At 64.9% G+C, this 3,745-nt stretch carries 3 protein-coding genes; all 3 read left to right on the top strand.

The genetic code is table 11. The annotated features are described in order from the left end of the window. Window positions 1–2,053, top strand: a 2,053-nt coding sequence (gene infB, locus FVW20_RS09725; protein ID WP_196609270.1) for a translation initiation factor IF-2, incomplete at its 5' end; no start/stop codon positions are given. 123 nt (window positions 2,054–2,176) lie between these two features. Then, window positions 2,177–2,467, top strand: a complete 291-nt coding sequence (locus FVW20_RS09720) for a DUF503 domain-containing protein (RefSeq protein WP_041728900.1) — start codon at window positions 2,177–2,179, stop codon at window positions 2,465–2,467. A 375-nt stretch (window positions 2,468–2,842) separates the two neighbouring features. Then, window positions 2,843–3,745: DHH family phosphoesterase (locus tag FVW20_RS09715; RefSeq protein ID WP_196609269.1), on the top strand; the 903-nt coding region annotated here is incomplete at its 3' end.

Here is a 3,745-nt window from a genome sequence, read left to right as displayed (position 1 = left end):
CGGTCCCGGTGGTCCCGGCGGCCCGCGTCCCGGTGGTCCCGGTGGCCCCGGCTACGGTCCCCGTCCCGGTGGTCCCGGTGCTCCCGGTGCCGGCCAGCCCCCGGCTGGCGGTGACGAAGGCCAGAGCAAGAAGAAGCGCCTGAAGGGCCGCCGTACGGTGGACTTCCAGGCCGGTGCTGACCGCGCTCCGCGTGGTCGCGAGGACGACGATTTCCCCCGTGGCGGTTCCCGCCGCGGCAAGGGGCGCAAGGGCCGCGACATGAAGGCCGCCACCGCCACCCAGCCGCTGAAGGCCGCCAAGCGCAAGATCAAGGTCGAGGAAGCCATCCGCGTGGCCGACATGGCTCACCAGATGGGCCTGAAATCCACCGAAATCATCAAGGTGCTGTTCGGTCTCGGGGTCATGGCGACCATCAACCAGTCGCTTGACATTGAAACCGCCACCCTGGTGGCCTCGGAATTCGGCTACGAAGTGGAAAAGGTGGGCTTCTCGGAAGACGATTACCTCATCCCCAAGGAAGAGGACGCGCCCGAAACCATGCAGCACCGTCCGCCCGTGGTCACCATCATGGGCCACGTCGACCATGGCAAGACCTCGCTGCTCGACGCCATCCGCAAGACCAACGTCACCATGGGCGAAGCGGGCGGCATCACCCAGCACATCGGCGCGTACCACGTGACCACCAAGAAGGGTGAGATCGTGTTCCTTGATACGCCCGGCCACGAAGCGTTCACCGCCATGCGTGCCCGAGGCGCGCAGGTGACCGACATCGTCGTGCTTGTGGTGGCCGCCGACGACGGCGTCATGGAGCAGACCCGCGAAGCGGTGAACCACTCCAAGGCCGCTGGCGTGCCCATCATGGTTGCCGTCAACAAGATGGACAAGGAAGGCGCCAACCCCGAACGCGTGCAGCGCGAACTGGCGGAAATGGGCCTGGTGTCCGAAGCCTGGGGCGGCGATACCGTGTTCAGCCATGTGTCGGCCAAGACCCGCCAGGGCCTGGACGAACTGCTGGAACTGCTGGCCCTGCAAGCCGAAATCCTTGAGCTGAAGGCCAACCCCGACAAGCCCGCCCGTGGCCACATCGTGGAAGCCAAGCTGGACAAGGGCCGTGGCCCCGTGGCCACCGTGCTGATCCAGGAAGGCACCCTGAAGCAGGGCGACACCTTCGTGTGCGGCGTGTTCAGTGGCCGCGTGCGCGCCATGTTCAACGACCAGGGCAAGAAGGTGAAGGAAGCCGGCCCCGCCATGCCGGTGGAAGTGCAGGGCTTCGAGGGCGTGCCCGAAGCGGGCGAGGAGTTCGTGTGCGTGACGGACGAAAAGCTCGCCCGCCGCATCGCGGAAACCCGCGCCGTGAAGCAGCGCGAAAAGGAACTGGCCCGCGAATCCAAGGTTACCCTGGAAACGTTCCTGTCCCGCCGCGTCGACGACCAGGAAGCCCTGGTGCTCAACCTTGTCGTCAAGTCCGACGTGCAGGGCTCGCTGGAAGCCATCTCCGAGGCGCTGCGCAAGCTCAGCACCGAAAAGGTGCGCATCAACATCATCCACGGCGGTGCCGGGGCCATCTCCGAATCCGACATCCTGCTGGCTTCTGCCTCCGACGCCATCATCATCGGCTTCAACGTCCGCCCGACCGCCAAGGTCAAGGACATCGCCGAGCAGGAGAACGTGGACATCCGCTTCTACGACATCATCTACAAGCTTGTGGATGAAGTGAAGAGCGCCATGGAAGGCATGCTCGCCCCGGTGCAGCGCGAAGTGTACCTGGGCCAGGTGGAAGTGCGGCAGACCTTCAGCGTGCCCAAGGTGGGCACCATCGCTGGCTGCCACGTTGCGGACGGCAAGATCACCCGCAACGCCGGTGTGCGCCTGCTGCGCGACGGCGTGGTGGTCTACACCGGCAAGATCACGTCGCTCAAGCGCTTCAAGGACGACATGAAGGAAGTCATGAAGGGCTATGAATGCGGTGTGGGCCTTGAAAACTTCAACGACATCAAGATAGGCGACATCATCGAAGCCTTCGAAATGGTCGAAGAAGCCGCCACGCTGTAAGACAGGACAGACAACGATTGCCTCCGGCGGGCAGGGGGCGCAAGCCTCCTGCCCTGCCGATTTACTGGCGCGGGGTTTACCCGCGGGATTTGTCAACGATGCGCCACGCGGCGCGGCACCCCCATGATCATCGGCGTGCTCACGGTGGAATTCGAGTTGCACGGCAACGATTCCCTGAAGGGGAAGCGGCGCATAGCCAGCAGCCTGAAAACGAAGGTGCGCAACACCTTCAACGTGTCCATCGCAGAGGTGCGCAACCAGGATTCCCTGACCCGGCTGTCGCTGGCCGTGGTTTCGGTAAGCAACAGCGAACGGCACCTGCAAAGCCGCCTCGACAAGTGCCTGGCCATGATGGAAGCCGTGTGTCCCGAAGAGATGACGTACAGCGATATTGAATTTTTCGCCGCCGAATAGGCGCGACGGGCCTTTCGCCTGCTGGCTGCGTCAAACGTCGCCACCCGGATCGGTCACGTACCAAAGAGCGCGTTGCGGTCGCCATCCGTAGGACTCGAAGACTCGTCCAACGGCTGCCGCACGTTCCCTCCGGGTAGCCGAGTTTCTCGTGTCGGCAAACCGACTTCCACCGGACAAAAAGACAGGCACTCTGTCTAACAATCTGCCGCCCAATGAAAAAATTTGGGGGGAGGGGTCCGGGGAGGGAGACCTTTTTACGCTTTGCGGACGCCATCCGTAATGTTCGCGCGAGTGCTCACATAACGGCTGCCGCAAAAGGTCCCCTCCCCGGTTCCTCTCCTGATAATAAACTCCCCCTCCCCGCAGGAACCCCACATGACAGATACCGCAGCCAGCATCGCAGCCATCCTCCGTGCAGAGGACGACATCCTTGTGGCCAGCCACGCCAACCCGGACGGCGACGCCGTGGGGGCCATGGCGGCGGTGGCGCACATGTTGCGCGCGCTGGGCAAGCGGTTCCGGCTGTACAACACCAGCGGGGTGCCGCAGCAGTACGGCTGGGTGGACATGGGCGGACCGGTTGCCCGCACCTGGGCGGAACTGGAAGGTTTCACCCCGCGCCTGGCGGTGATTCTGGACTGCGGCGACGCGCACCGCGTGGGCGGCGACCTGCAGGCCAGACTGCCGGAGCTGCGCAGCGTGAACATCGACCATCATCAGGGCAATCCCATGTTCGGCACGGTGGGCAACTGGGTGGAGCCGCACCTTGCCGCCACCTGCCAGATGGCGGGCATGCTGGCGCGCGAGCTTGGCGTGCCCCTTTCCGGCCCCTTGGGCGAGGCGGTGTACCTGGGCATCTGCACGGACACCGGCAACTTCTGCTACGGCAGCACCAGCGGCGAACTGCTGGAACTGGCGGCGGAAATCGTGCGGCTTGGGCTTGCGCCCGGCCTGTTCCACGACCGGCTGGAAAACAACTGGTCCATCGGTCGCATGCGGCTGTGGGGCGCGCTGATGCAGGGCATAGAGCTGCATTGCGGCGGTGCGGTTGCGGTGTCGGTGATTACCGACGACATGTTCGCCCGGCACGGCGCGGACAAGGACGATCTGGAAGGCTACGCTTCGCAATTGCGGCGCCTTGCCGGGGTGCGGGTATCGCTGATGGTGCGCGGCGACGGCGCGGGGCGCAGCAAGATCAGCATGCGTTCCAGCGGCACGGACGACGTGCGCGTGGTGGCGGCGGCCTTTGGCGGCGGCGGGCATCGCAACGCGGCCGGG

This window comes from Nitratidesulfovibrio oxamicus (genome assembly GCF_015731765.1).
Lineage (GTDB): Bacteria > Desulfobacterota > Desulfovibrionia > Desulfovibrionales > Desulfovibrionaceae > Cupidesulfovibrio > Cupidesulfovibrio oxamicus.
Note: the sequence above shows the minus strand (reverse complement) of the source record. Positions and strands in the feature narration are given on the sequence as shown.